The sequence below is a fragment of the Gordonibacter massiliensis (ex Traore et al. 2017) genome (genome assembly GCF_019731765.1).
Lineage (GTDB): Bacteria > Actinomycetota > Coriobacteriia > Coriobacteriales > Eggerthellaceae > Gordonibacter > Gordonibacter massiliensis.
On record NZ_JAASIO010000018.1, the window covers coordinates 37,707 to 61,662 of the forward strand.

A 23,956-nucleotide genomic window follows, 5' to 3' on the forward strand; every position below is an offset into this window, starting at 1 on the left:
CCACTACGGATGCAAACTAGTTATGCCGTGGCAAATTCTTTTGCCGCAGCAAGATGCTAGGTGCAATGCAGCTTGTTTGCACGACGCGTGCGACGGGGTTTCGCTTTTCACCTGGATGGGGGTGCCTGGTGCAAAAATCACCGATGTCCCCCGCGTTTCGGGTCGAAAGGGCCCTTGCGGCGGGCCGTTGGCGACCTTCGGCGGACGTTTTCCCAGCTCGCGTGTCCCGGGCTGCGGGCAAATGGGGGCGTCGGTGATTTTTGTACCGAGGGGCCTCGAGCGCGTGCGCGGCCGCGAGCGGCGCGGGGCCCCGCCCGGGCGGATGGGCCGCCGTTCGTTCCGTTTGCCGAGGTGATTACGACGGAAAGCGGCGTTTCGGGCATGTTCAACTCTTGATTTACGCGGGAGCTGTGTCATAATGGGGCCGTCGAAGTCACGTAACCAAGGGGATGCACCCATGCAGCACAACAACCCAGCCAGCGTGCATGCGCCCTCCGCGAGCCCGGCGCCGAGGCTGCGCGAAGCGCCTGTCCGCATAGCCTCCGGCATCGAAAATCTCGCCGGGGGGGGGGGCTTTCAAGTAGAAGGGTTCGCGGAAGCGCAGCTTCCGTAAGGCCCGCGCCGCTTGCTCGGCGCGCTCTTTCTATCTTGCTTGTTGTTGCTCTTGTCGCGGGCCTCGTGCCCGTCATCCCGAGCGCGTCTGCCTACGCGGAGGGCGCGGCTGGTTCAACGTTCACCATAACCCATCCGCCCGTGGGCGGCACCTTCGCCAAGGACGCGCCGCTGCGCCTGTACGTGCAGGCGTACTCGCCGGACAACCACCTGCTCACCTACCAATGGTATCGAAGCGATACCGCAACGGGCGCCGGGACGCCGATCGACGGCCAGACCTCGTCCATCCTCGACACGAAAACGTCCGATGTGCCGGGCACGACCTACTACTACGCGGAAGTCACCGACGCGACGGTCGCCGGCTCGACGGCTCGCAGCGACGCGGCGGTCGTCTCGGTGCAGGACTGGACGGTGCATGACGAAGATCAGACGACCGCGAAGGATCCGGTGCCCACGAGCACGGCGGGCTCGCGTCCGTTCTGGCTCGAGCTGCAAAACGGCGGCTTCGAATGCACGACAAAAGCAACAGTGGCAGGTAATAGTACAATATATTACGAGAATCTGCCTGGGTGGCACACGACCATAACGTCCATGGACCCCAATTATCAAGGCAAAAGAATAATTGAAGTAGCGAACGCCAACGCTACCTACAAAGTACCCAACCTGCCCGGCAGCTCGCTCGTCGCCGAGCTTGCATCGACCGACGTGTCGTGCCTGTTCCAAGAGGTAGCCACGCAACCGGGGAAGATATACTCATGGAAGCTGGACCACCACGGAAGGGAAGGCGGCTCGTCGGGAAACGACGTGATGGCGGTGGTCATCGGGCCGGCTCTCACCCAAGAGGAGACGGAGAGCCTTGTAACCGCCAACGTCATTAAAGGGGGATCCGACTTCGTCACGTATCCGTATGGCACGAACGCCACCCGGACGGAGGAGAAAAGCCTGTTCAACGCAATCGTCAATGCCTTGAAAGTCCAGGTGGGCGGCACGCTTCCCTCTTCTGGCGAGTACGTTGTCCCCTACGTGCTTCCCACGGGTTCAACGCGCAACTACTACGTCAGCATGACGAGCGACCCGCGCGTCGCCAATGCCAGTTGGGGGCATTATGCGGGCACGTACACGGTGCCCGAGGGGCAGGGCTCCACCGTGTTCGCCTTTGCGAACATATCCTCGGGGAGCAACGGGTACGGCAACCTGCTGGACAACGTGGAGTTCAAAGCCGGCAGCGGCATCGACGTTTCCACGTCGGTCGACTACGAAGGCGACGGACGGCTGCTGGTGAACAACGTCCAAGACGGGTACGTCTACGGCATCGTGGAGGAGCGCGGCTCCACCACGATGGCGGTCGCCCCGACCGTCGAGCTCGACGGCGTCGCCGTCGATGAATGGGATAAAGAGGGGACGTCGGGCTGGTACCTGCCCGGTGCGGGCGAAACGCTCGTGTTCGGCGGCCTCGTTCCCGGCAAGACCTACCGCGTGGTGGGCGTTCCCGTCAACGCGGCGAACGCCGTCACCAAATCGAACCTTACTCCGGGCTTCGTGCTCGACGACGGCTACTACAAGTCCATTACCGTCAAGGCGGTGGCGGACGGCTCCGACGGCGTGCAGGTCACGGCCTCTCTGGAGGAGGGCGGTGCCACCGCCTCCGTCACGGTGAGCCCCGCGAACGCGAACGTGGAGTACGCGCTGCTGGGAACGGACGAATCTGGAAACCCCGATCCTGCCGTGGTCGCGTCTGCGGGCATGCCCGGCGCGGTGGACGGCGGTTGGGTGTCCACCGACCAAGGTTCCCTGACGTTTCCGGGACTGGGGCTCAGCACTGCGGACGCCCCCAGGCACTACGCCGTGGTGGCCCGTCCCAAGGGCTACTCCGAGGTGGGTTTCGCCGACCAGGTGGCCGCCGGCGCGGCCGTCGTCGTCGCCACGCCGTCCGCCGCGTTCGCGGACGTGACGCCGGCGGGCGTGTCGCGCACCAAGGACGCCCCCGGCACCGTCACGGTGAAAAACGAGGGCCAGGGGTCCCAGCGCTACCTGGTGTACGACGTGGCCGCCGGCCCGCAGGCGTCCGACGTCTGGCAGACGCTCGCCAAGGGCGAGGAGCGCGACTTCGCCGTCGAAGCGGACGGCACCTACCAGGTGGTGTCCATCGGGGATGGCGAGGGCGCCGTGCCGGCGCGCGGCGTGCGCTCCTATCCGGCGGCGCCCGAACCCGTCCTGAACTACGTCAAGGAGACGGTGGGCAAGGACGACACCGTTCCCACCACGGTGGAGTTCCGCATGCACGACGTCGAAACGAATGCGTGGTACTTCGGCGGCCCGGACGGCAGCGCCTCCCCCTGGGTGCGGGGCACCGGCGGCTCGGCACTCGTGCTGACGGGTGCCCTCGACGCGATGAAAGCGGGCGGCGCAGGCGCCGAGATAACCTATCGCCTGCACGCCGACTTCGAGCCGGCCGTGCACGTGGAGTCCGCGTTCGCCGTCCCCGCTCGCCCCGCCGCGCCCGACGACCCCTCCGCCTGGTACACGTTCGATTACGAGAACGAGAAGCTGATTCCCCGCACCGAGGCGGCCGTCGAGGCGCGTACGTCGGACAAGGCTGCGTGGGCGGATGCCTCCAAGGATGCCGGGCTGGCTCTGTCCGCGCTCGGCTGGACCGGGTCGGCTAAAGTCTTCCAACTGCGCCTGGCCGCCGTGGAGGGCGCCGACGCCGCGTCCAGCGCGTTCGCCTCGGCGGTGGCCGATGCCACCGTCCCCGCTCGCCCCGCCGTTCCCAATGTGGGCGTGCTGCTCGAAGAAGGGGGCACCACGTATCGGTTCACCGGCGCCGATGACGAAGTCGGTGCGAGCGAGTATCGCGAGTACGGAACATCCGACGGGTTCAAAACGTGCTCGGACGTTTCTGACCTGGTCAAGGGCAAGACCTACGAGGTGCGCAAGGCTGCGAGCAATACGAGCGGGGCCTTCGCCTCGGAGACGCTCCTTCGTGCCGCCTCCGAGGCCCAGCTGGAGGCGGTCGTTTCCGGCGCGTTTCCCGATAACGTGAAATTCGGTTACTCCTCCGCTCCCTCCGCGACGCTCAGGCTCTCTAACTCAGGCAAAACCAGCGCGGAGGTGAAGGGTACCGACGATGCCACGGCGGAGAAGAAGGTCGTCGTGACCATGCTCGACCATCCCGTCGCCTACACGGACCCGTCCCCGGCTTTCGTCGTCGAAGGCTCTGGCGGCACCGTGGCCGGAACCGACGACGGCGCCTCCGCCGGCACCGTCTCCGATCTTTCATGGACCATCAAGGCGGCGGATTCTCTTCCCGCTGGCACGTATCGCGCCTCCGTGTCGATCCCCTATACCGACGGCACCAAGAGCGGCGACGAGACCGTGTACCTTGCGGCCCTGTCCACCGTGTCCCTGGTGGTGGGGAAAGCCGACCCGGACCCTCCGAAGGACTTGGCGTTTGTCGGCGCCACCGCCACGACGGCTGCGCTGTCGGCCGTATCGGGCGACCTGCACGGCCTCTCCATCGAGTTCAGCACCTCCGAGGCGTTCGGCAACGTGATCGTGGGCACGGCCGACGCGGGCGCAGCCGCCTCGGTTGAGTTCACGGGTCTCAAGCCGGCCACGTCCTACACGTTCTACGCCCGCACGCAAGCCGACGACAACCACAACGCGTCAAGCCCTGTGTCCCTGAGCCGATTCACCGCCTACGCTGCGCCGGACGCGGACGTGGTGTCGATGAACTTCGTCGCAGAGGCGGCCTTGTTCGGCTCGGCCTACGAGGCGCGTTCCGACAAGGACGACGAATCCACGGCGCTCGTTTCGGACGGGAGGGGCTCGCTCACAGCCGTGCTCGACGCTTCCGACGCTGCAGATGGCCGTAAGATTTGGGTACGCTGCAAGGCGAAGGAGGGCGCGAGCGGCGCCGAGGGGTTCGTGCCGGCCTCTGAATGGACGGAGGTGCCGGTTCCCGTCCGCCCGGACGCCCCTGCGCTCACCGTGACCGGCGCCACCGATTCGGCATCCACCGACGGCTCCATCTTCTCCGCATCGCCGTTGGCGCTCTTGGACGGCGCGGGAGTGTGGGTGTCTTACAACATCGTGGACGGCCTTGCACCCGGAGGGTACACGGTGCGCGCCCAGGCCACCGGCACCGCTTTCGCCAGCAAGCCGACGGCTGCGACCGTCGGCGTGAGGAACCATCTGGTGACGTTCCACCCGAACGGCGGCTCGTGGGAGGGCGGCTCGACCGAACCGAAGACGGTGCGCGTGCCCGTGGGCGCCCCTGCGACCGGCTACGTGCCTGCTCTCTCTAGGGACAAGTTCAAGCTCGACGGCTGGTACACCAGCACCGACGGGGGAGCAACCTTTGGCGATTTGTGGGACGCGGGCGCGGCCGTCACGGCGGACGTCGGCGTGTATGCCGGGTGGTCGGCTGCCGAGTACGCGGTGCGCTTCGACCCCGGCGTGGAGGCGGGAGCCGTGCCTGCGGTGACGGGGACGATGGACGATCAGCCGTTCGTCTACGGGGTGGCGCAGGGGCTTTCCGCCTGCGGGTTCAAGCGCGCGAACTACGTCTTCGCAGGCTGGGCTACCGAGCGGGGCGGCGCGGTGGTCTATGCGGGCAAGGGGGAGGAGGTGTCGAACCTCACGACCGTCGACGGCGCGACCGTCACCCTCTACGCCGTGTGGGCGCGGCCGGCCATCAGCGCCGCCGTGCCCGTCAACGCCACGGTGGTGGTGGACGCCAACGGCAGCTTCAGGTGCCCGAGCGCCCTCGACCCCGACAACCCGGACGCAGGCGGCTACTTCATCTCCAGCACCACGCCCTACCCGCTCAAGGTGGAGTCGGTGGCCTTCGGGCTCGCGGAGGGCGCGGGCGGCATCTTCACGGAGGCCGCCAAGATGCAAGCCACCGTGAACGGTCTCGCGGTGGGCGCCGACACCGGCGCGGTGGGCACGTCGCCCGCAGCGGGCGCGTTCAAGCTGGCCGCCTCTGCGGGAGGAGCGCCGGTCCGCCTGCCGCTCTCGCTCTCGCTGGCCTATCCGGGCGGCACCATGACGTACTCGTCCAGCGAGCGGCCCTTCGCCACGCTCACCTACAAGCTGGCGTTCGACGACGAGGCCGCGGCCTCGGGGGAGGGGGTTTAGATGGGGGCTTCCGACAACACCGTCCTCGGCGCGCGGATGGCCGCCGCCAAACGGCGCCGGATGCGCATCGCCGTCGTCGCGGCCGTCGCCGTCGCGCTCTTGGGCGCGGGTGCGGGTCTCTGGCTCTTCTCCGGAGGCGCCTCCTCGTTCTACGACGCGGCCGCTCGCGCCGGGCAGGCGCCCACCAAGACGCCCGAGGAGATCCAGGCCGAGCTCAACCGGGTGGTGGAGGAGGGCATGTTCAACATATCCATCGCCTCGACGGTCGACTTCGCGTCCCCCGGGTCCCCCGGCGTCGCCAACATCGAGAACGTGCCCGGCAACCGCTACGACATGAAGGTGTCCATCGCGCTGGACGACACGGGCGAGACGGTGTACGAGTCGGGCGGCATCGCGCCGGGCGACTACATCCCCGAGATCGAACTCTCCCGCGCCCTCGCGCCCGGCATGCACGACGCAACCGCGACGTTCCGCGCGTACGACCGGCAGACCCACGAGGAAGTGGGCTCGGCGGCCGCCCGCATCGTGCTTTCGGTGGGGAGTGCGTCATGAGCGCCGTGCGCGCCCTCTGCCCCGGGAGGTGGTCGCCAGGGTAGGGGAAGCTTGTCATCCCGAGCGGAGCGCGTCGCCTCAGGTTGTCATCCTGAGCGGAGCGCCGCCAGGCGCGGAGTCGAAGGATCCCGTGTGGCGACAGCAGGAAGTCGCGCGGGATCCTCCGGCCACGCCTCCCGCGGCCGCTCCGCTCGGGACGGCGGAAACGGCGGCAACCGATTGCAACGAAGTGGAAAAACGAGAGAGGAACAACCATGAGCACAACGAAGAGAACCACCCTGAAAACCGCCTGCGCCCTCGCCCTGTCCGGGGCCCTCGCGCTGGCCCTCGCCCCCGCGGCGTTCGCCGCGACCACGGCGCCTTCGCCGACCGTCGACTCGAACGGTACGGCGTTCGTGGACAACGAGCAGAGCACTGCCGTGAAGGTGGCCACCGACGCCACGCAGCTCTCGGCCGAGGTGCCGCTGAACATGAAGATCGTCGCCAAGCCCGCCGGCGGCGAGTTGGCCGCCGGTCAAGTGCCCACGACTTACGCGATCAAGAATACCTCCTCGCTCAGCATCTTCGTCACCGACGTGACGGCGGAGGCGGGGACCAACTGGACGTATGCCGACAGCAGCGCCGACACGTCGCTGAACTCGGCGCCCAGCGGCAAGACGGGCGTGATCCACCTGGGCCTGACGCCCGCCTCGGGGACGCTGCTCGAAGTGGAGAAAACGGCCTCGGCGACGCATCCCAACTGGGAGATTGCCGCCACCACGAGCAAGACGATCGCCGTGTCCGGCAAGACCTCGCCGCTTTCGAAGCAGACGGGCGACGACGGCGAGCTGGCCGCCACGCTCCACTACACGATCGCCGCGACGCAAGCGTAGCGGCGGGTTCGGACACGGAGGCGGGAGGCAACGTGAGGATGGCAACATGGACGCGCGGGATGGCGGGGTCGGCCGCGCCCGCCCGAACCGGCGGCGGGGCGCCGGGGCCCTTCCCGGCGGTCGGCCGCGCGGCTTTGGCGGCGGCGCTGGCGGTTTCCCTCGCCGCGCCCGCCGCGCCCGCCCTCGCCTCCGATTCTCTCGAGGCCTCCACGGCGGTGAGCGTGGAGGCCGCCGCCTTGACGGCGACGCCCTCGCCGGATGTGTCGTGCGCGCTTTCCGAGGTTGCCTCGCATGCGGTTTCGGTGACGGTGGGCAACGCCGCCGGCGCGCCTGCCGTCTCGTGGTCGCGCACGCGCGGAGGGGCGCACGACCCCTCGTTCTCCTCGGAAGGGGGCACCTGCCCCCTCGCCGACATCGACGCGGCCGGCTCCTACGTCTACACGGCGCGCGTCGTGGACGGGTGGGGGCGCGAGGCGTCCGCGTCGGTGGCCGTCGAGGTGCGCGACGACGGCGCGTCCGACCCGGAGGCCGACTACGTCCGCGCCTCCGTCGCCGACGCCGCCACCGGGGTGCGGGTTTCGGGGAGCATCCACAAGTCCGCCTCGCTCGTGGTGGTGCCCGCCGGCCGGGGCGACGCCGCTTACCGGCGCCTCGCGGAGGCGGCGGGCGGACGCGGCGTGGCGGCCGCCTGGACCGTGTCCCTCGAAGGGGCCCCGCGGGGATCTTCCGCGTTCCGAGGCGTTCTGACCGTCGAGCTGCCCGACGTGCGGGGCGCCCGCGCCGCTTCGGCGGCGCGATCCTCGGTCGAAGCGGCGCGGGGGATCGCGGGCGCTTCCGCGGCAGGGCCGGCGCCCTTCGGCTTCGCCGCCCTCCCCGGTTCGAGCGACGGGGGTGTGCGGGCGGTCGCGCCGCTCGCATCCGAAGGTTCCGCCGACGTGCTGCTGCTGCCCGAAGGCGGGGAAGGGGCCGTGTTCATGACGGGTTCGGCCGGCGCCGATGCGGTGGCGGTGTGCACGGGGTCGCTGGGCGCTTTCGCGCTGCTCGAGGACTCGCCTGTCCCGCCTTCGACGCCTGCCGGACCGGGAGAGCCGCGGCCTGGCGTGCCGTCCGAGGGCGTTTCGCAGGGCGGGGCCCCGCTCACGCGAACGGGCGACGCCCCCCTCGGCGCGGCGTCGACGGCCGCCCTGGCCGTTGCGGCCCTCGCGCTCGTCGCGGCCGGCTCCCGGCTTCGCCCGCCTGCCGTCGTGCGGAAGGGGAGGTGACGGGCCCGTGGCCAAGAGGCGCGCCGAGGACGTGCGGGCCGACGACGACGCCCTGCTGGCGCACCTGGCGGCGCGCTCCCGCGGGCGCCCTCCCCGCGCCTGCGCGTCGATCGCGGCCCTGGCCGCCGGGGCCGGCCTCTCCAAGTGCCAGGCGAGGAGGGCTCTTTCCTCCCTCGAGGCCGAGGGGCTGCTGGCCGTGGAGCGCCGCTTCCGCCCCGACGGCGGCCAGGCCGAGAACGCCTACCGCGTGACGCCGGCCGGCCGCGCGCGCCTGTCGCGCCTGGCCGCCTCCGCTCAGGATGACAACCCGGCCGGGTGCGTGTCGACGGCGGTTTGACGGCGGGTCCGGGGCGTCGCGCGCAAAAATCACCGATGTCCCCCTTGCGTTCCGGCTGAAGGGGCCCCTCGCGACTCGTCGCCGGGCGCCTTGCCGGTTGTTTTCCCTGGTCGCGCGATTCGCGTCGGATCGCGCGGAGAGGTGCAAGCGGGGGCATCGGTGATTTTTGTGCCGAGGGGAGGAATGGGCGGCGCCCGTCTGCGGCGGCTTTGGCGGGCAGCCGCCTCCGGCTTTCTTTTTCGCTCAGGGTCGAGGGTTTCTCGTTCGGGGCGCATGGGGCGCGGGCGGAGGCCCTCCGCTCGCGGTTGACGTGCTGCCGTCTGGTCCGCTATGATGGCGCCCGGGTCGCAGCGGCCCGTTCCCTCGAAAGGACCTCTCTCATGACCGTTCCTCCCAACCGGTAAACCACGCGACACATCTTGCCCTGCCTGTCGCCGCGCTGACGCGCGGTTGCCTTTCGGCGGGCTTTTCCGGTTGAGACAATCAGAGAGGTTCCTTATGAAAAAGCTGAACAACAGCGTCGTTCCGCCTGTGCCCACCTTCCTTTTCGAATGTGATCGGATTGCGAAGGAAGGCAAAACCCCTTATGAAAACAATAGCATGGCACGTGGCACCGGCCGAGGCGCCGGCCGCCTTGCGCCCTTGTGGGAAATGCGGTGCTGACGCAGCGTTCTTGTCCACGGGCGCGTTTCGGGTGAACGCCCAGAAGAAACGCTTGGACGTTTGGCTCATCTACCGGTGCGCGACCTGCGGCGCGGTGTGGAACTGCTCCGTGGTGAGCCGGGCGCGGCCGGGGAGCGTCGACGGCGAGGAGCTGGACCGGTTCCTGGGCAACGACGTCCGGCTGGCGCTTCGATGCTCGCTCGACGCGGGCTTGCTGAAACGCAACGGCGCGCGTCGGGGCCCGGTGTCCTTCACCGTCGAGGGCCCCGTGCCCGACGACGGCGAGGATTGCCGGGTCGAGATCGACGGCGGGTCCCTCGCTGGTGTGCGGCTTGCCGAGGTGCTGCGGAAGAAGCTGGTCGTCTCGCGCAGCGAGCTGGAGCATCTGGCAGAGGCGGGGCGTGTAAGCACCGTCGACGGGACGGACGTGCTCGCGGCCAAGCTCCGGCCGCATCAGGCCGTCATCGTGCGGCCGCAGCGGGAATGACCGGTTGAGAAGCGTCGGGGGAGGGGGCGAAAGCTCGCTCCCCCGCTTCATGAAAAATGGCTACGAAAAAGCATCGTTTCGCCGGTTTCGTTGTGACCGCGTCATAACCATCGCCAAGTTTTTTGTAGGGCAAGGGCAGAGCCGTTGCCCTACGGGGGCGATTGCGAAAACATGCGCTTCGTTTAGTTGTCGATACGGCTCCAACGCGCCCCTTGTCGAGGGCGCGTATCCTGCGAGGGGGAGCGCGGCTTTCCTGGGGAAACGAGCAAGGCGCCGCCCGCCGCGCTAGTAGCCCAGCTCGTACAGGCGGTCGTCGTCGAGGCCGAAGTAGTGGCCTATCTCGTGGACGACCGTCTTGCCTATCTCCTCGACGATCTCCTCGCGCGAGCCGAAGCAACGCTCGTGCGGGCCCTTGAACACGGTGATGACGTCGGGCAGGTCCCCGTCGTAGCCGTCGGCCCGTTCGAGCAGGTTCACGCCGTCGTAGAGCCCGAGCAGCTCGTCGCCGCACGTTGCCGCGCCGAGCGAGTCGGGTGCCTCCAACGCGTCCCAGTGGTACTCGTTCGGCTCGTCCTCCACCACCACGGCCACGTTCTCGAGCGCTTCCAGGAAACGCGCGGGAATGCGTTCCAGCGCCTCCTCGACAGCGTCCTCGAACTCCTTGTCGCTCATCGCTCCCATGCGCGCCTCCTTGCCTGCGGGTTGCTCGGCGCCGGCCTCCTCCGGTTCGCGCCCGCACGCCGCATTGTACCCGACAGCGTGGCGCAGGCGCGCGGTTTGCGTTCGCCGCGCCGGAGAGGGCGCCGACGTTTCTGGCGGGACGCACGTGAAGAGGTTGTGGTTTCGCATCCCTTGCCGGTCGGGGGAGGGGCGGACACCGCCTCAACCGTAACATGGAACCGGCGGCGGTCGTGGTAGGATGCCCTAGAACAAGCGAAGCAACCACGCACCCAAGGAGCTAGCCGTGCCGGAAGACCAGAGCAGCGCGCCGAACCCCGCCCGCACCGTGATCGACGACGAGCAGTTGAAGCGGATGATGAAGCAGAACCAACGCGGATTCCTCCAACGCAACCGCTTCCGCATGGTCACGCTCTGCCTCATCGCCCTCAACGTCGCCGTGTTCGCCGTCGAGGCCGTGCTGTCGGGCTTCCGCGTGAGCATATCGACTCGGGTGCTCGTGGAGATGGGGGCCATGTACGCTCCGCTGGTGCAGTCGGCGGCCGACCTGTACCGGTTCGTCACGCCCATGTTCCTGCATATGGACCTCATGCACCTGGGCTTCAACATGGTGGCGCTCTACAGCGTGGGCGAGGTGCTCGAGCGCGTGCTGGGCAAGGGGAACTATCTGGCGCTCTATTTCGTGGGCGGCATCACGGGCAACGCCGTGTCCTACGCCGCCGACGTGTTCCTGGGCGGCGGGGGCACCGTGAGCGCCGGAGCCTCCACGAGCGTGTTCGGCCTGTTCGTGGCCGTCGCCCTGCTGGGCTTTCTGCACAAGGGCAACCGTTCGATGTTCGCGCAGTACAGCAAGGGCATGCTCGGCATCATCGCCGTCAACGTGGCGTACACCTTCCTGGTGCCGGGCATATCCGTGAGCGGGCATCTGGGCGGCGCGCTGGGCGGGCTGGTGGCCATGTTCATGCTGCCCTCCAAGAACCTGCGCGTGCCGAACGCCGTGCGGGTGGCGGTGGCCGTGCTTTGGGTCTGCGCGCTGGGTTACCTGCTGGTCAGTCGCGGGTTGCTCGCGCTCTAGCCGCGCCGCGCACCCTGCCGGGCGCGTCGGTCGATCCTGGCCGGCAGGGGCCTGAAATGGCGACCGGTCCCCGCCGGGCGTGCGCCGCGCGTGGCGAGCGTCCGGCGAGCCCTTCCTCGCGCCCGTGCGAACCGGCAGGTTGGCCGTGGGATCAAGCAGTTCGTTGCGTGCCGGACGTCTACCGCGCCCATGAGAGCCGGCGGATCGGCGGTTTCTCCGCCATGGTTCCCTTTGCGTTTCGCTTCCGCATTGCGCCGCGCGTCGGCCCGCGCGTTTTGCTATGCTGGCGGCAGTAGAGCGAAGGAGGCGGCCATGGCTGACGCGGGTGCGGTGAAGGCGAACGGAGGGCGCGTGGCGCTCGTCACCGGCGCGTCGGGCGGCATCGGGTTGGAATTGGCGCGCCTGCTCGCGGCGGACGGCTGCGACGTGGTCCTTGTGGCGCGCAGCGAGGAGCGGCTGCGCGCGGTGGCTTCGGAGCTGAAGGGCGCCTACGGCGTTGCGACGCAGGTGGTGGCGCAGGATCTTTCCAACCCCGGCGCGGCGGGCCGCGTCAAGGCCGCGGTGGACGAGCTGGGGCTTAAGGTGGACGTGCTGGCGAACAACGCCGGCTTCGGTTGCGACGCGCCCTTCGTGGAGAGCGATCCCGCGCGGCAGCGCGCTTTGATGCAGGTGAACGTCGCCGCCGTGGTGGAGCTGTGCCGCGCGTTCGCTCCCGGCATGGTCGAACGGGGTGCGGGCGGCATCCTCAACGTCGCGTCCATGGCCGGCTTCATGGCCGGTCCCTTCATGTCCACCTACTACGCTTCGAAGGCGTTCGTCCAAACGTTCACGCAGGGGCTGCACGCCGAGCTGCGGCTCTCCGGCGTGCACGTGACCGCGCTGTGCCCCGGCCCCGTGCGCACCGAGTTCTGGAACGCGGCCGACGCCGGCCAGACGCTGCTCGCGCACGCGGCGATGGGCGCCCCGCGCGTCGCGCGAGCCGGTTTGCGGGCGCTGCGCTGGAACAAGACGCTCTGCGTGCCCGGCATCGTGCCGAAGGCGCTCGTGTTCGCCACGCGTCTGGTTCCGCGCAGCTGGATGGCCTACGCCGCCGCCGCGCTGCAGCTGCCGAAACGGAAGGGGTAGGGCGATACTGGCCGCCGCTTTGGGCTCCGAGAGGCGGCGGGTCCCCATGGCTTTGTTTGCTCAGATGGTAAACGGCGGCGCGGCAAGGCCCTGCCCGATTTGCTCTGCTCAGCTATCCCGCGAACTGCCGGGATCTCCGTCTGCTTCTTTGTCGTCGAGCGGGTGCCCCGCAGCGTTTTCAAGCGCGTCGTATTGCCGCTTGATCTCGATGCGCAGCTCGTCTTCCGACGGCAGGTTGGGTAGGCACTTCGACACGTATATCTGACGCTCGCCCTCGGGGAGCGTGTACTTCACCACGGCATCTTTCTTGTCGGCGCACATGACCAGGCCAACCGGTGGATTGTCGCCTTCGTTCATAAGCTCGCGCGTGTAGTAGTTCACGTACATCTGCATCTGTCCGATGTCTTGGTGCGTGAGCTTTCCCGTTTTGAGGTCGATGAGCACGAAACAGCGTGCGACGTAGTTGTAGAATACGAGGTCGATGTAGAAGTGGTCGCCGTCCAACGTGATGCGCTTCTGGCGACCGACGAAGGCGAACCCTCGGCCGAGTTCCAACATGAAATCTTCCAAGTGGTCGATAAGCGCCTGCTCGATGTTGCTTTCATGCCACGATTCGTCCTGCTTGAGGCTGAGGAACTCCAGTACGTACGGGTCGCGGATGACGTCCTCGGGTCGCTTTGGAGCGAAGTCTTCTTCTGAATCGCTGGCGAAGGCAGGCTTGCCGATGAGACGCTCGTAAGCGCGGGATTCGATCTGTCGTTCGAGCTCGCGTGTGCTCCAGTTTCCTTGAGCGCATTCTTTCAGGTAGAAGCTGCGCGCCTCACCTTGCGATACGCGCATCAGCATTCGGTAGTGCGTCCAGCTCAATTCGCTACGCAGTGCGTAGCTTTTTGGAAACGTAACATAGAATTGCCGCATGTTCTTGAGGTTTGCAACAGTGAACCCTTTGCCAAAGTCGGTGGTCATGCGCTTCGATAGCTGCTGGATCAGCTTCGAGCCGTACTCGGCGCGCTCAAGGCCCTTCTGCTTTGCCACGATGCTTTCGCCGATGTGCCAGTAGGCTTGCACCATGGCGAAGTTCGCGGCCGAGCAGGCGCGACCGCGCGCATTCGACATAATCTCGTGGATCTGCGCATAGAATGCGGCATCGACCAGACCGTACGAGCCTTTATCGTGCCGTCCGTCGTTATATCGTTCGGGTTCGTTCGATTCTGCCATGCCGGCTCCTTACCTAGTTCGGGTATGTTGCGGGAGGCGGCTGAGGGGTCACGGGCCGTAGACGGGATAATGTGCGAAGCGCCTCCTAGTTTGCATGCTTGCCTTCCGGCACTTCGCTCTTGCTTTCTCTATTATATAGTACAAAAGTTCGTAAATCAAGCTATAAAATGCGCTATGCATGTAAATTGATTTATAGCTCGCATGATGTGGGTGCCACGGTACGGGCGCGAAGACCCGTCGCTCAGCTCGCCTGGGCTTGGCCGGAGCTTGCGGGCCTCTTGAGGCGCTTCGCCTCGTACATGAGCGCGTCGAGCCGCTCGACGAACGCCTCGGGGTCGGGGCACGTCGCCGCATCGCTTCGCAGGCACCCCACGCTGAAGTCGAGCGGCCCCCAAGGGCGGGGGCGCTCGTTGGCCGCTTCCTTCTCGGACTCGAGCTTCGCGGCGACGGTCTCGGGCTCGGGCCCTTCGTCGGCGTTCCACGCAACGATGAACTCGTCTCCGCCGTAGCGGACCGCGACGGACTCCTTGGGCGCGCTCGCGCGGATCGCGTCGCCCACCAAGACCAGGGCCTCGTCGCCTGCGCCGTGCCCGTGCGCGTCGTTGATGCCCTTCAGGCCGTCGAGGTCGATCATGATCCCGCACACGGCGGCGCTCTGCGCGTCGTGGAACCAGCGGCTCAGGCGGTCGGCCAGCTGCCTTCGGTTGCCGAGCCCCGTCAGCTCGTCGGTGTACACCAGGTTGCTTTGGGATATCTGGTACACCATCAGCGCCGAGACGGCGTAGGAGCACGTCAGCACCAAGCTCGGGTCGGCCAGGTGAACCGATTCGGCCGCGAGGGGGATCATGGGGAACAGCACGAAGCGAACGAGGACCCCGCGCCTGATCTCGGCGCTGTGCACGAGAAGCGCGACCAGCATGACGATGGCGCTGAGGTAGTTGAGGGCGGTGAACGCCCACATGCCCGCAGGGTTCACCTCGAACGCCCCGGCTTCCGTGATGGAGAACATGCAGCCGGTGCCGACGTTCGCGGCGACCAGGCCGAGGTTGACGACCAAGATGGCGGTGCACAGCTTTCCGAAGGCGTTGAAGCGCGTGCGGTCTCCGAGCACCGTGTAATCGACGTAGATCGCCCAGACCCAGATGACGGCGGCGTTCGCGACGAAATAGAGGCTCTTCACGGCCGTCAGCGCGCCGCGCGCCTCTTCGCTACCGAGCAGGGCCATGTACCCGGCATCGGAGCACAAAAGGACGATGACGGCCACGACCAGCGAGAAGTAGAGCTTGCTCGACGCGCTTTTGGCGCGGGAGCCCCACATGCCTCCCACCAGAACCAGCATGAACACGACGGACAGGGCGTCGAGGGCGATGCCGACGTGAACGTCCATGAGCCCTCCCATCCACCGCCGATGCAACCCATTGCGTACGCGCCCCATTATACGCGCCTGCGAATCTCGAACGATGGGTTTTGTGCCAGATGCCGATCGGTTCGATTACCGTATCGTTGCGCCTTCGGAGCGCATCGGCACTCCCGTCGCGCCGTCGCTAGACTAAGGGGGTTGGACGCCTTGTCGCGGCGTTCGGATGGTGCGGAATGCGAAGGAGGGGTTGGATGGGCAAGGCTGCCAAGTCGGCAAAGGGCGCTTCCGGCGCGCTGCTGCCCGCCCTTCTGGGATGCTCGTTCACCGCGTCGTTCGGGCAGAGCATGATGAACGCCGCCCTGCCCGAGGTGGCGCATCGCTTCGACGTCACGCTCTCGGTGGCGAACTGGCTGATCGTGGGGTACATGGTGGTGGCGGCCACGTCCATCATGCTGTCGGCCTTCCTGCTCCGGCGCTTCGGCTTGCGCCGGGTGTTCTTCGCGGGGTGCGGCGCCATGGCCTTGGGCAGCGGGCTGGCCCTGCTCGCCCCCGATTTCCCGACGCTGTTCGGATGCCGCCTGGTGCAGGCGGTGTGCACGGGGCTGTTCTTCCCGCTGGTGACCAGCGCCATCATGATGAATTCTCCGAGTGGGAGCAGGGGGACCCGTCTGGCGCTGAACAGCGGCGTCATAGCCGTTGGATTGGCGGTGAGCCCCACCGCCTCGGGTTTGGCTTTGACGTGCTTCGGCTGGAGCGCCCTGTTCGTCACGCCGCTCGTCATGTCCCTTGCGCTGTTGGCGGCGGGGTACTTTTTGATCCACGGAGCGCGCGCGGCGAAGCGCTCGTCCATCGACGTCCTCAGCGTCGTGCTCGGCCCGGTGGGCCTGGGCGCGCTCATGTACGGTCTGGGGGAGGTCACCCACGATCCGGCTCCGTCGATAGCGGCCCTCGTCGCCGGCGCGGCGGTGCTCGGCCTGTTCGTCTGGCGGCAGCTCGTTTTGAAGGATCCGCTTCTGAACCTGCGGCCGCTGGGCCACGCGAGGTTCGCGGCGGGCATCGTGCTGGTTATGGTGGGCATGCTCACGTCCTTCTCCATGAGCATCCTGCTTCCGCTGTACTACGAGGGCGCGCTGGGGTACACGCCGTTCCTCGCCGGCTTGCTGCTCTTGGGCCCCGTGCTGGTGAACGCGGCGTTCACGTTTTTGGGCGGCAAGGTGTTCGATCGGTGGGGCATATGGCCGCTCGTGCCGGGCGGCCTGGTGCTGGTGCTGATAGGGCAGGCGGGCGCGTTCTTCTCGGCGGAGGGCCTGCTGGTCGCCTTGGTGGTTGCGTCCTCGGCCGCGGTGTACGCGGGCGCGGGCTTCGTGGTCGCCCCGTCCAAGACCGCGGCGCTCGGCCAGCTGCCGCCCGACCTGTACCCGCACGGCGCCTCCATCAACTCGACGGCCGTCCAGATAGCTTCGGCCATCGGGTCGTCGCTGTTCGTAGGCGTGCTCTCGGCCGACGTGCTCAGGGACACGGCGGCGGGGCTCGCGAAGGCGTCGGCGTACGCGTCGGCGTTCGCGCACACGCTGACGATAGCCGTGGGCATCGCGGCGGCCGGCCTGGTGCTCGCGTTCTTCTACTCCAAGGCCCTGCGAGCGCACGGGAAGCGGCACGGTTCGGCGGCCGAGCCGGTCGAGCCGCCGCACAGCGGCCGCTGATACAGGCGAACCCGGCTTTGCCCGAGGCGGGCGCACGGAGCTCGACTTGATCGGTAGCTTGGTCGATGACTTGATCGGCGACTGGATCACTCGCTGGGTCACTCACTGGGTCACACTGGATAAGCGAGCCGGCGGATTCGATTGCGTGAAAAATAACTCACCTGCGACGACAACCGCTGGTTGGCGAAAGGGGCGTGAAAAAGCATCCGCAGGCCGGTCGAAGCGGCCGCGGTTCTCTCATACTGTTCAGCTTGCAGGAAAGGCGACGGCATCCGTCGCCTTTCCTGCTTTTCGACCTGGCCCTATGTTCGGGGTGTGTAGAAATAAACGGTACCTGTTAGAAATATCTTGCAATTCAACAGGTACCGGTTTAACATGGGGTCACCAAGAAATAACCGGTACCTGTCAAAATGATAAGGAGCATATACATGGACGCGAACACGCAACTGTACGAGAAGCTGGCCACGCTGCAGCATTTGCTGATGCGGCGGCGTTTCGGCGCGGGCCGCAACGCCGGCCCCCTGGCCGACACGACGCGGGGGCAGGGCAGGATATTGGCCCTGCTGAAGGTGAAGGACGGCGTGAGCACGAAGGACATGTCCAACGTGCTGGGCATCCGCACCTCGTCGCTCAACGAGGCGCTGTCGAAGCTGGAGGCCAAGGGTTACATCGTGCGCGAGCAGTCCGAGGAGGACAAGCGCGTGATGGTGGTGAAGCTCACCGAGAAGGGCCGCAGCGTGGAGCAGCCGTCGTTCGAAGGCAGGGCGGCCGGCGTGTTCGACTGCCTCTCCGACGAGGAGAAGGCGGCGTTCGGCGCGTACCTCGATCGCATCATCACCCAGGTAGAGCTTCAGATGGAGGAGCAGGCGGAAGGCGGCTTCGAGGACATGCGCCGCCAGCACGAGGAGGCGTTCAAGCGGTTCTTCGGCGAAGACGGCCCGTTCGGCGACGGCGAGGGCTTCCCGCCGTTCGGCGGTTTCGGAGCTGCGGCCCGCTGCGGAGGTTTCGGCGGGTTCGGGCGAGACGGCCGCGGCGGATGCGACGGGCGCACGGACGCCTGCCGGGACGCGGGTTCGCGATGAGCGCCGCCGCATCCTCCATCGCGGTGGACGGCTTGACCCGCGAGCTGACGGATCTGGCACTCAGCCTGGTGTTGCGCCTTCCGGACGAGGTGGACGCGGCTCCGTGCGTTCCGGACGGCTCCCCGCTGCGCGACGGCGGGGGCGCCACGTTCAGGCTCGCGCGGCCCGAGGACGTGGGCACTGTGTGCGACCTGCGTTGCGCCCAGTCGCTCGAGTACCAAGGCCTGCCCCTCTTGAGCGAGGACTGCCGGCGGTTTCGCGTCGAGACCGAGGCGTATCTAAGGCGCAACCTGAACACGCGCGCGTTCTTCGCCCTTGTGGAGCGCGACGGCGAGGCGGTGTCCTTGTCCGGGCTAGAAGTGGCCGACCGGCTTCCGACCGTCGATGCGGCCGGCGGCTCGGAGCGGGCCGCCACCGTGGTGGGATGCTACACCCCGCCGGAGCATCGGGGCCGCGGATACATGCGCCAGATGCTGTCTGCCTGGACGGCCATGGCTCCGCTCGTGGGCATCGACACGCTGTACCTGGAGAGCCGCAACGTCGTCATGCAGCGTCTGGCCCGGGACGCGGGCTACGAGCCGGCGTCGGCCAAGTACCGCTTGAGGCTGGTGGTGGATCCGCACGGCCGGGAATCCGCCCCTGCTCTCGCAGCGGTCTGCTAACCCGGCTTCGACCGGGCCGCTCCGCCCTCCGCGCAGGGCGGAGCGGCCCCGCATTCTTCGCCGCCCGTCAGCTAACCCCTCCGCGCCCGTCCGCCGCTTCGGCGCACGGGCGCGGAGCATGAAAGGAACGCCATGGAACTGCTCGAGATCGTCCTGCTCCTGTTGGGCGCGGTGCTCGCGTCGTCGGTGCTCGACCAGATGATGCCCCGCGTGTCGCTTCCCCTGGTGCAGATAGCGCTGGGGGCGGCCATCGCCGCGCTGTGGGCGGGGCCGTTGGACCTGGAGGTGGATCCCGAGCTCTTCTTGGTGCTGTTCATAGCGCCGCTTCTGTTCGACGAGTCGCGGCGCGCGAGCAAGAAGGACCTATGGAACAGCAAGGGCGGCATCGTCTCGCTCGCCGTGGGGCTCGTGCTGGCCATCGTGCTCGTCGTGGGCTTCGCGCTGCACTGGCTCGTGCCCTCGGTGCCGCTCGCCGCCGCGTTCGCCCTGGGCGCCGCCCTCGGGCCCACGGACGCCGTGGCCGTGTCGTCGCTGTCGAAGGACGTGCGCCTGAGCACGCGGCAGGAAACCCTGCTGTCGGGCGAGGCGCTGCTCAACGACGCCTCGGGCGTCGTGTCGTTCCAGTTCGCCGTCGCGGCCGCCGTCACCGGCGCGTTCTCGTTGGAGCAGGCGGGGTCGGCGTTCGCCGTGTCGTTCGTCGGCGGCCTCGCGCTCGGCGTGGTGCTGGGGCTCGCGTTCCGGCTCGTCATCAAGGCCATCCGCAGCCGCGGCTTCGAGAGCACGACGGTGCACGTGGTGTTCGAGGCGTTCACCCCGTTCATCGTGTACCTCGTGGCCGAGGCTGCGGGCGTGAGCGGCATATTGGCGGTGGTGGCCGCCGGCCTTCTGGCCACGCTGTTCCCGCCGAAGGCCTCGCCGGCGGCCGCGCGCCTGGGCATCGCGTCGTCCAGCGTGTGGGACGTGCTCACGTTCGTGCTCAACGGCGTGGTGTTCGTGCTGCTGGGCATGCAGCTGCCCCGCGCCATCCTGCCCACGTGGGACGGCGGCGCGTTGGGCCTGCCGCAGCTGCTGGGCTGCGTACTGGTCCTCACCGTGCTGGTGGAGGGCGTGCGCTTCGTCTGGCTTCTGGTTATGGAGGCCGTCCACGCCCATAGCGGCGGCGAGGGCGGCCGGCGGCTGTCGAAGGCGCAGGTGCGCGACGTGCTGGCCACCACGCTGTCGGGGCCCAAGGGCGCCGTCACGCTCTCCATCGCCTTCACCATCCCGCTCATGGCGGGCGACGGTCCCTTCCCCGAACGCGACCTGCTGATATTCCTGGCGTCGGGCGTCATCCTGTGCACGCTTCTGCTGGCGAACTTCGTCGTGCCCCTGCTCGCTCCCGCGCGCGACGCCGCCGCGGGCGACGAGTTGCGCGACGCCTCCCTGGCCGTTCTGCGCAACGTGGTCGCGGAGCTCGACGCGCGCGCCGACGCCAACGGGCTCGTGCCCACCCGCGTCGTGATGTCGCGCTACGTCGAGCGCATCGAGCGGTTGGACGACGGCGCCGAGCGCGCCGAGCGCGTGGTCGAGCTGCGCGCCGAGGTGCTGGAGCGGCAGAAGGGCTACGTGGTTTGGGCCATGGGAACCGGGCAGGTGGGGCAGCGGGCGGGCGAGGGCGCGCTCGACCGGCTCGAGCGCGCCCGGAGCCTGCTCGCCCGCCAGCGCAAGGCCGGGAAGGCGTCCGCCTCCGCGCACGGACGCCGCCGGAGTGCGGCGCTGGTCGCGCGGCACGCCTTCGGACGGCGTCGGGGCGGATCGGCGGGCGAACGGGAGGAGGAGCGGCTCCTTACGGAGAACCTGGCCGCCTGCGCGGCGGACTACCTGCGCACGCGCCAAGGCGACGCCGACGAGGCTGTGGCCGACGCGGCGCGGCTCTTGCTGGCCGAGCTCGAGCATCGCCGCCGTCCGGACGCGGACGGACCGGGCGACGCCCTTCCCGCGGGCCCTGTCCCGCCCTCGCGCGAAGGCCGCGAAGGGCTGCTCCGGCGCGTTGCCGACGTGGAGGCCGAGGGCCTGCGCCTGGAGCTCGAGCAGATACAATCGCTGCGCGAACAGGGCGAGATCAGCCGAGAAACGGCACGTGACCTGCGCGAAGAGGTGTACTTGATGCAGTTGGGACTCAACGCCGCCTAGCTTTCGTCCCCTTCGGCGCGATTGTTTTCACCCGTTTTTCCTCCGCTCGCGGCCTAAAATCCACCGGCCGGAGGGGTTCGTGCGCCCGCTTCCTTGACCTTGTAATCGTTGCAACCCCCATGATGGGCCCACGGCGACCGATTCCGGAGCACTCCGAGTCCCGGCATCGGCCCGAACCCCCGCCGAAACCGATCGGCGGCGATCCGAACCGTGAAGACAACATGAGCTGAACGAGAAGGAGGCGCACCATGAACCCGAAGAAAAGAGTCATCGAACTGACGAAGAGCCATAACCCGAACCCCGCATCCAATCGGCCCCCGGTTGCCCTGAGCGCCTTGCTCGCTCAGACCGCGCGCGTCGAAGCCCGCGAGCTCGAGCCGCTCGCCCGCGTCTTCGACGACGACGCCACCCGCGCCGTCAAGATCGCCGCCGTTTCCCGCCTTGCCGACACGCTCCCCCTCGTGGCCCTCGCCGCCAGCGACGCACCCGCCTACCTGCGGAAAGACGCGCTCCTGCGCCTCGACGAGCTGCTGGACGGCAAGCCCCTTTCCCGCGTCGACCTCGAACGCCTGGTGCCCTGCCTGCGCGACAAGGACCTCATCGCGTACGCCGTGGTGCTCATGGACATCGCCGACTTCGACTGGTGCGCCCGCTGCGATTCGGGCACGGTCGACGCGCTGTGCCTCGCCCTGCACGAGTGCCAGGGCCTGCACGAAACCGTCCTTCTGGAGGACACGTTCGCCCATCTCATGCACGCCCGACCGGACCTGGGCAGGAGCCTGCGCGCCTGCAGCCCCGGCGAATTGCACCTGAAGGCCATGTACATGCCCGTCGTCGCCAACAACGTGGTGTACATCGACCTCACCCGAGAAGACAACGTCGCCTAAGCGCGCATCCACGATCCTCCCCAAGACGAGTAGAAGGGACCCACCATGGAGCACAACACCCGTGCTGCCTTCATCAGGCAGATGCTCAAAGACGAGCGAACGATCGAGCCTTCCCCCGAGTTCAGCTACAAAGCCCTGGTGAAGAGCCGCCAGGACTACGACGAGCTCTACCGCCGCTCCATCGACGAGCCCGAGGCGTTCTGGGGCCAGATGGCCCGCGAGACGCTCGACTGGTACCGTCCGTGGGACGCGGTGGAGGAGTACGACTTCGACTCCGACAAGCCGTTCGTCCGCTACTTCCGCGGCGCCGAGCTCAACGCGTCCTACAACTGCCTCGATAGGCACCTCGACGGCCCGCGCCGCAACAAGGCCGCCCTCATCTGGCAGGGCGAGCCCTCCGAGGAAGTGGAGGTCTACACGTACCAGCGCCTGCACCGCGAGGTGAGCAAGGCCGCGAACGTGCTGAAGGGCCTGGGCGTGAAGAAGGGCGACCGCGTGGTGCTCTATCTTCCCATGATCCCCCAGCTGGCCATCGCCATGCTGGCGTGCGCCCGCATCGGGGCCATCCACTGCGTCGTGTTCAGCGGGCTGTCGGCCGAGGCGCTGAAGGACCGCATCGTCGACTCGGGCGCCAGCGTGGTGGTCACGGCCAACTACGGCTACCGCTCGGGCAAGATCCTGCAGCTCAAGGGCATCTGCGACAAGGCCCTCGAAGGATGCCCGCAGGTGAAGAGCTGCGTCGTGGTGCGCCGCATCGAGAAGCGCACCGTGATGGAGGCCGAGCGCGACCTGTGGTGGGACGACCTCATGGCGGGCGCGTCGCCGGTCTGCGAGCCGGAGCGCATGGAGTCCAACGACCCGCTGTTCGTGCTCTACACCAGCGGCAGCACGGCCAAGCCCAAGGGCATCGTGCACGGCACCGGGGGCTACCTGCTGTACGCCACGCTCACCATGAAGTACGTGTTCGACCTCAAGGAAACCGACATCTACTGGTGCACGGCCGACGTCGGCTGGATCACGGGGCATTCGTACCTGGTGTACGGCCCGCTGGCCAACGGCGCCACGTCGCTCATGTTCGAGGGCGTGCCCAGCTACCCGAAGCACGACCGCTTCTGGGAGGTCGTGGAGAAGTTCGGCGTGAACATCCTCTACACCGCGCCCACCGCCGTCCGCGCCATGATGAAGGAGGGCGAGCGCTGGGTGAACGGCCACGACATCAGCAGCCTGCGCCTTTTGGGATCGGTGGGCGAGCCCATCACGTCGAAGGCGTGGATGTGGTACTACTCCGCCATCGGCCAGGGGCGCTGCCCCATCGCCGACACGTGGTGGCAGACCGAGACCGGCGGCGTGATGATCACGTCCCTGCCCGGCGCGGTCGACATGAAGCCGGGCTCGGCGGCCCTGCCGTTCTTCGGCGTGGCCCCGCAGGTCCTGCGCCCCGACGGCACCGAGGCGGCGCCGAACGAGGGCGGCACCCTGGTCGTCTCAAGGCCGTGGCCGGGCATGATGCTGGGCGTGTACCAGAACGAGACCGCGTTCAAGGACGTGTACTTCCCCGTGCCGGGCCGCTACCTCACCGGCGACGGCGCCTACCGCGACGAGGACGGCTACTTCTGGATCACGGGCCGCATCGACGACGTCATCAACGTGTCGGGGCACCGCATCGGCACCGCCGAGGTGGAAAGCGCGCTCGTGTCGTACCTGCAAGTTGCCGAGGCCGCGGTCGTGGGTTGCCCGCATCCGGTGAAGGGCGAGGGCATCTACGCCTACGTCACGGTGAAGGAGGGCACGGTCATCAACGACGATCTGCGCGCCAAGCTGGTCGGGCACGTGCGCGAGAGCATCGGGCCCATCGCCACGCCCGACGTCATCCACTTCACGGCCGCGCTGCCCAAGACCCGCAGCGGCAAGATCATGCGCCGCATCCTGCGCAAGATAGCCGCGCAGGAGACCGAGGATCTGTGCGACGTGTCCACGCTGTCCGAGCCCTCCGTGGTTCGCGACCTCATCCGCGAGACCAAGCGCCTGAGCGCCTAACCTGCCATACCCTGCCGCCTACCCCACCCG

The 23,956-nt window shown here is 68.0% G+C and carries 17 protein-coding genes; 14 read left to right on the forward strand and 3 right to left on the reverse strand.

What is annotated here, in order from left to right; all coding sequences use genetic code 11:
- Positions 1–648: 648 nt before the first annotated feature.
- From HCH03_RS15355 to HCH03_RS15380, 6 genes are all read left to right on the forward strand, one after another.
- Positions 649–5,754: an InlB B-repeat-containing protein gene (locus tag HCH03_RS15355; protein ID WP_221690194.1), complete on the forward strand. Its 5,106-nt coding sequence runs from the start codon at positions 649–651 to the stop codon at positions 5,752–5,754.
- Positions 5,755–6,306, forward strand: a complete 552-nt coding sequence (locus HCH03_RS15360) for a hypothetical protein (RefSeq protein WP_221690195.1) — start codon at positions 5,755–5,757, stop codon at positions 6,304–6,306.
- Between the two features lie 254 nt (positions 6,307–6,560).
- Positions 6,561–7,178, forward strand: a complete 618-nt coding sequence (locus tag HCH03_RS15365; RefSeq protein ID WP_221690196.1) for a hypothetical protein — start codon at positions 6,561–6,563, stop codon at positions 7,176–7,178.
- A gap of 38 nt (positions 7,179–7,216) precedes the next feature.
- Entirely contained in the window at positions 7,217–8,440 is a 1,224-nt protein-coding gene (locus tag HCH03_RS15370; protein WP_221690197.1) for a hypothetical protein, read from the forward strand.
- A 7-nt stretch (positions 8,441–8,447) separates the two neighbouring features.
- Positions 8,448–8,777 (forward strand): helix-turn-helix domain-containing protein, encoded by a 330-nt coding sequence (locus HCH03_RS15375; protein WP_221690198.1) that lies wholly within the window; start codon positions 8,448–8,450, stop codon positions 8,775–8,777.
- Positions 8,778–9,363: 586 nt separating this feature from the next.
- Complete coding sequence (locus HCH03_RS15380; RefSeq protein ID WP_221690199.1) at positions 9,364–9,927, forward strand: DUF1062 domain-containing protein; 564 nt, start codon at positions 9,364–9,366, stop codon at positions 9,925–9,927.
- 285 nt (positions 9,928–10,212) lie between these two features.
- Here the strand turns inward: HCH03_RS15380 and HCH03_RS15385 are convergent, their stop codons facing one another.
- Positions 10,213–10,608 (reverse strand): metallopeptidase family protein, encoded by a 396-nt coding sequence (locus HCH03_RS15385; protein ID WP_080142611.1) that lies wholly within the window; start codon positions 10,606–10,608, stop codon positions 10,213–10,215.
- A gap of 283 nt (positions 10,609–10,891) precedes the next feature.
- On the opposite strand from HCH03_RS15385, the gene HCH03_RS15390 reads away from it, so the two are divergent.
- Positions 10,892–11,680, forward strand: a complete 789-nt coding sequence (locus HCH03_RS15390) for a rhomboid family intramembrane serine protease (protein WP_368042465.1) — start codon at positions 10,892–10,894, stop codon at positions 11,678–11,680.
- A gap of 312 nt (positions 11,681–11,992) precedes the next feature.
- Positions 11,993–12,805, forward strand: coding sequence for an SDR family NAD(P)-dependent oxidoreductase (locus tag HCH03_RS15395; RefSeq protein WP_221690200.1), 813 nt, complete (start codon positions 11,993–11,995; stop codon positions 12,803–12,805).
- Between the two features lie 108 nt (positions 12,806–12,913).
- Here HCH03_RS15395 and HCH03_RS15400 read toward each other — a convergent pair whose 3' ends face one another.
- Positions 12,914–14,023 carry a PDDEXK nuclease domain-containing protein gene (locus HCH03_RS15400; protein WP_221690201.1) on the reverse strand — a complete coding sequence of 370 codons (1,110 nt, stop codon included), beginning with the start codon at positions 14,021–14,023 and terminating at the stop codon, positions 12,914–12,916.
- Positions 14,024–14,264: 241 nt separating this feature from the next.
- Positions 14,265–15,410 (reverse strand): GGDEF domain-containing protein, encoded by a 1,146-nt coding sequence (locus tag HCH03_RS15405; protein ID WP_221690202.1) that lies wholly within the window; start codon positions 15,408–15,410, stop codon positions 14,265–14,267.
- A 224-nt stretch (positions 15,411–15,634) separates the two neighbouring features.
- Here HCH03_RS15405 and HCH03_RS15410 point away from each other — a divergent pair, with 224 nt between their 5' ends.
- From HCH03_RS15410 to acs, 6 genes are all read left to right on the forward strand, one after another.
- Entirely contained in the window at positions 15,635–17,086 is a 1,452-nt protein-coding gene (locus HCH03_RS15410) for an MFS transporter (RefSeq protein ID WP_221690203.1), read from the forward strand.
- 428 nt (positions 17,087–17,514) lie between these two features.
- Entirely contained in the window at positions 17,515–18,168 is a 654-nt protein-coding gene (locus tag HCH03_RS15415) for a MarR family winged helix-turn-helix transcriptional regulator (RefSeq protein ID WP_221690204.1), read from the forward strand.
- Complete coding sequence (locus tag HCH03_RS15420) at positions 18,165–18,830, forward strand: GNAT family N-acetyltransferase (protein WP_221690205.1); 666 nt, start codon at positions 18,165–18,167, stop codon at positions 18,828–18,830. Before HCH03_RS15415 ends, HCH03_RS15420 begins: the two co-directional genes overlap by 4 nt.
- Before the next feature lie 132 nt (positions 18,831–18,962).
- Positions 18,963–21,002 (forward strand): cation:proton antiporter, encoded by a 2,040-nt coding sequence (locus tag HCH03_RS15425; RefSeq protein WP_221690206.1) that lies wholly within the window; start codon positions 18,963–18,965, stop codon positions 21,000–21,002.
- Between the two features lie 248 nt (positions 21,003–21,250).
- Complete coding sequence (locus tag HCH03_RS15430; RefSeq protein ID WP_185906233.1) at positions 21,251–21,889, forward strand: hypothetical protein; 639 nt, start codon at positions 21,251–21,253, stop codon at positions 21,887–21,889.
- A gap of 45 nt (positions 21,890–21,934) precedes the next feature.
- A complete protein-coding gene (gene acs / locus HCH03_RS15435) occupies positions 21,935–23,926 on the forward strand; it encodes an acetate--CoA ligase (RefSeq protein ID WP_221690207.1) in 1,992 nt (663 codons plus the stop codon).
- The last annotated feature ends 30 nt before the right edge of the window (positions 23,927–23,956 follow it).